Below are 5,131 nucleotides of genomic sequence, written 5' to 3'. Positions count from 1 at the left end.
CCGAGCTCAAAGTTGCTCATGAAGAAGTGGATGAATCTAGAATCCCCAAGCTTCTAGATTGCATTACCAAACTTCCTGACAACTTAAGAAAAGTCATTCGGTCTGGATTGGATGGAGAAAAAATTTCCATCCTCGCCAAGCAGCTAAACCTCCAAGCCAATGCCGTTTATCAACTTCGTCATCGTGCCCATATCGCCCTGCGTAAATGCATGAACCAAACACCTTCCCCCACCCGATCATGAAAAACTTTTCTCACGACCCCGACTACTTGGATATCCTCTCTGCCTGGCACGGCACTCTAAACATTTCCCCGAAGAGAAGAAAAGAACTCCTCGACCGTCTCGGTCATGATCAATCATTGCGTGCCGAGGTTGCCGAAGAAATTGAAATGGCTGGGCTGATTCGGGCCGCTCAGTCTGGTGAACCGAGGTGGCTGGAATTAGAAGAAATTTTAAGCAGTGCTCAGGAAAGCCCTCTATCATTCGAGGATAGAATCTTAGGCCAGGTTTCAAACAAACCAAGGAAGCCTTGGTTGGCGCTCCTCACCCGACCAAGTTTTGCCTGGCTGGCGATGGCAGCAACCCTCGTTTTTGCTTTTGTTATCCCCTCGGAAAAACAAATGCCTGATGGAGTCGCACGGCTACTTCGGTATGAAGGATCCGACTCGTCCGTGCAGAAAGACTTTGAATTTCGAAAGGGTGAACAATTTCAATTCAATGATGGCTTGGTCGAGGTTGCCTTTCAGGAAAGTGGCGTGCACCTCATTGGAAAAGGTCCCCTGCAAATGACCGTCATTGATCATAACCGTTTATTTCTAAACGAAGGAGAAATTAAACTGGTGGTCCCACCTCAGGGGATTGGTTTTGTGGTCGATACGATGGAAAGAAAATTCGTCGACCTCGGAACCAGTTTTGTGGTTCAGGCAAGCAGCCTGGGATCCCGCGTCCTCGTGCTCGACGGCGAGATTGCGGTGGGGGAACGAGATGGAAAAGGCTCCCGCCTCATGACCGAGGGGGGACTGGCTAATTTTAACCGTAACGGAGAAGTCTCACCACACAGTACAAGACCCAGTGGAGTACCCGAGGTTAAAAAAGATATTCAAGGAACCAAATTGGGAACCCTGCTTGGCTCCATAATTGGTTTCCCTAAGGATGCACAGATCCCCAACCCCGCCCCTGAAGACAGTCCGATCAGCCGGAAACTCCTCCCTCTTGTACAATCCAAGTTTTCCGACCTGACCTGCCTGAATAAACTAAAAAAAGGAAACCCCATTCGCTTTCGGGGGATCGCAGGTACCTATGATCTATTCCCCCAACGAACAGGCTTGGTGCCCTACTCGGAAAACAATGGTTGGATTGCCTGGTACCAGGGAAAAGTGAAAGCCCCCCAGAAAGGAAAATACCGCTTCTGGGGATATGCGGATAACAACCTACTGGTTGCGGTCAATGGAGAGCCGGTCTTTGAGGGATCGCGCTATGACTCCTCGTTCCGCACCGAAACGAATGTTCCACGAAACAACCATCCCTCCTTTCCTTGCCTCAACGCACGGGCAGGATTTGCCTCAGGTCCATGGTTTGAGAGCGGAGATACCCCCGTGCAAATCGACCTGCTCTTTGGGGAGTCCCAGGGCAACAAAACCTCAAGCCTGCTTTTGATTGAGCAGGAAGGTGCTTCCTACGATCAAACCTACTGGGGTCAACCCAAGTGGCCTCTATTTGCTACCGAAGAATTCTCCGGCCCAGAGAAAAAAGCACTCAACAAACTCAAGACACACATGGAAGAAAAAATCATGGGTTCTTTTTCCATTCCCGAGGCTGAATTATGGGCAGTCATTCAATAAATTAATTAACAGGAAGGCAAAAATCTATGGGATATGGAAAAATAATGAACGATTTACATGATGCCTCCAGGACTTTTAAACACCATAGACAAAGAAGATATTCTTGATTTGATGGCTAACTTAGTTGCAGTTGTTCAATCGAATCATCAACTCTTCGCCAAATAGTTTAAAATTTATCTCCCCATGCAGTCCTGTTACCTATGAAAAAACTCATTAGCTTACTCTTTGTATTTGGTTTAACCCTCTGGGTATCTGCTCAAAAATCGCCCAATGTTCTCTACATTCTTTCGGATGATCAGGCCTGGACTGATTACGGTTTCATGGGACACCCGCAAATTAAAACTCCTCACTTGGATAAACTCGCCAACGAAAGCGTACTATTCGAACGGGGGTATGTTCCCACCGCTCTCTGCCGACCTTCGCTCGTCACTCTGGTCAATGGGCAGTACGCTCACAGGCACGGTATTACAGGGAATGACCCATCACCCAAAAGCTACCAATCCACGAAGGTACAAAAGCAGGCAAAGGCTCAACTCATCTCCTACCTGGATCGTTTCGACACTCTCCCTGACCTGCTTGGAAAAAAAGGGTACCTCAGCCATCAAAGCGGAAAATGGTGGGAGGGGAATTTCAAACACGGCGGATTCTCTCATGGAATGACCCGTGGTTTTCCTCAACCAGGTGGACGCCATGGAGATGACGGCCTAAGGATCGGACGGGAAGGCCTGCAACCCATCGAAGAGTTTGTGGATTATTCAATGAAAGAAAAAAAAACCTTCTTCTTATGGTACGGAGTCTTTCTTCCTCACACGCCACACAACCCACCGGAGCGCCTGCTCAAGCCTTACAGAGATCTTGGTCTCCCCTTACCCATTGCCAAGTACTATGCAAATTGTACCTGGTTTGACGAAACCTGTGGCCAACTCATTGACATTTTGGAAGAAAGAAACCTGCGAGATGACACTCTCATTGTCTATGTGACTGACAATGGTTGGATCAACCGAACCGACAAATCAGCCTACGCACCCCGCTCCAAACAAACCCCCTACGAGGGAGGTATCCGCACGCCCATTATGCTCTCCTGGCCAAACGGGAACCTGAAGAACGGAAGACGCAAGGATGTGGTATCCTCCATCGATCTCTTTCCCACTGTTCTGGCAGCAACCGGAGCCCGCACACCGAAAAGATTGCCTGGGGTAAATCTTCTCGAAAATTTAAAGACAGGGAAGACGATCGAACGAAAGAGAATCTTTGGTGAAAGTTTTGCCCATGATATTGCAGATATCGAAAACCCTGAAGACTCACTCCTCTTCCGATGGACCATTGAAGGAAAGTGGAAACTTTTGCTAACCTATGACGGGGAGGTTAATCGACACAAAACTACCCATCCACGCGAAGAAAAACGCCCTCAACTTTTTAATCTACTGAAAGATCCAAAAGAGGAAAATAACCTGGCCGAACAAAACCCGAATGTAGTGGCAAAACTCGTCGCTAAAATCGATAATTGGTGGCCGGTTAAGGAGCGCAAAGTAGTTAAAAGGTGGGAATGAAAATTTCCTCAGGAACTCAACTTTTTTTAACTTTACCCATTTAATTTTAACCATGGGAAAAATAACCATTTTAAAAACCGCCTTGTTCTTTTTCACTTTTAGTGTTTTCGGAAAAGAAACACCAAACATCTTGATGATTCTGGTCGACGATATGGGGTATTCCGACCTGGGCTGTTATGGCAGTGAGATTGAAACGCCTAACCTGGACAACCTTGCCGCTAACGGTCTACGCTATACTCAATTCTACAACACGGGCAGGTGCTGGCCCACTCGCGGATCTCTGCTTACTGGTTATTACGCTCAACAAATTAAACGGGACAGCCTTCCTGGAATTAAGGGAGGTGGACATGGGCAACGCCCAAAATGGGCCCCTCTCCTACCCGAAATCCTCCGCCCTCCCGGATACAGAAATTATCACAGCGGGAAATGGCACATTGACGGCAAGGTTCTAACTAACGGTTTCGACCGCTCATGGCATGTCACCAATCAAGACGGCTTTTTTAGCCACAATGCTAATTTACTCGATGACAAAAAGTATAACCCAACAACGTTGAAGAGGGATTATTACTCCACCACTGCCACTGCCGATCATGCAATTGAGTTCTTGGAGGATCACCAGCAAAACCACAGCAACAATCCATTCTTCCATTATCTGGCCTTTATTGCTCCTCACTTCCCCTTGCATGCAAAGCCCGAAGATATTGCCAAATATCAGGATCGTTACCTGAGCGGATGGGATAAACTAAGGGAAGAACGATTTGCCAAACAAAAGAAAATCGGCCTGCATAAAACCTCGCTCTCCACACTCGAACCGGAAATTGGCCCACCTTATGCCTTCCCTAAAGCGATCAAGCGCTTAGGGACTGGAGAAGTAAACCGCCCTCTTGCATGGGATTCCCTCACCGATAAGCAGAAGCGTTTCCAGGCCACCAAAATGGCCATCCATGCCGCGATGATCGACCGGGTGGATCAAGAAATTGGGCGGGTCATTCAACAACTTAAAAAGATGGGAGACTACGATAACACCCTGATCTTTTTTGCTTCAGATAACGGGGCCAGTGCCGAGATCATGGTGCGCGGAGGCGGACACGAACCCGATGCCCCTATGGGTAGTGAGAAAACCTACTTATGCTTAGGACCTGGATTCTCCAGCGCTTCCAACACTCCTTTCCGCCGGCATAAAACCTGGGTGCACGAAGGAGGGATCAGCACGCCCCTCATCGCTCATTGGCCAGATGGAATAAAGGCCAAAGGAGAGCTAAGACATTCCCCCGGGCATGTGATCGATATCGTACCTACCATTCTGGAATTAGCTGGAGTAGAAAAACCAAAATCATGGAAAGGGACGCCTATTCCAAAGGCCCCGGGTAAAAGTTTGGTTCCGTCCTTCTTGGACGATCGCGTCATCCCGAGAGAATCTATTTGGTGGATGCACGCGGGTAACCGTGCGATCAGGCAAGGCAATTTCAAACTTGTTGCCGCCAAAAATGACCCATGGGCCTTGTACGATTTGAGTAAAGACCGAGCCGAATCAAATGACCTTTCTAAGAAGATGCCCAAATTAAAAAGTAAACTCGAAAATCTTTGGAATGAAAAAGTAATTCAATTCAAAGAATTACTAACAAATTAAGTTTATAACAAAAATGGCGGGCGAACTTGAATGGTCGCCCTTTGAAGTTTTAAGGAGCAAGACAGCAAAATTTTAAAAGAGTAAATTTGTAACCTGAATAAGAATTTGTAT

The 5,131-nt window shown here is 47.4% G+C and carries 3 protein-coding genes and 1 pseudogene; all 4 read left to right on the top strand.

What is annotated here, in order from left to right; all coding sequences use genetic code 11:
• Positions 1–242, top strand: a pseudogene (locus ACKPQ4_RS08450) (hypothetical protein); the annotation flags it as partial.
• A complete protein-coding gene (locus tag ACKPQ4_RS08445) occupies positions 239–1,840 on the top strand; it encodes a FecR family protein (protein WP_407680750.1) in 1,602 nt (533 codons plus the stop codon). The pseudogene ACKPQ4_RS08450 and the gene ACKPQ4_RS08445, both read left to right, overlap by 4 nt.
• 200 nt (positions 1,841–2,040) lie before the next feature.
• Positions 2,041–3,390, top strand: coding sequence for a sulfatase family protein (locus ACKPQ4_RS08440; protein ID WP_407680749.1), 1,350 nt, complete (start codon positions 2,041–2,043; stop codon positions 3,388–3,390).
• A gap of 133 nt (positions 3,391–3,523) precedes the next feature.
• Positions 3,524–5,020: an arylsulfatase gene (locus ACKPQ4_RS08435; protein WP_407680748.1), complete on the top strand. Its 1,497-nt coding sequence runs from the start codon at positions 3,524–3,526 to the stop codon at positions 5,018–5,020.
• Positions 5,021–5,131: the final 111 nt, after the last annotated feature.

This window comes from Candidatus Chordibacter forsetii (genome assembly GCF_964187505.1).
GTDB lineage: Bacteria > Verrucomicrobiota > Verrucomicrobiia > Opitutales > Seribacteraceae > Chordibacter > Chordibacter forsetii.
The sequence above is the reverse complement of the archived record's forward strand: the minus strand, read 5'-3'. Positions and strand labels throughout refer to the sequence as shown.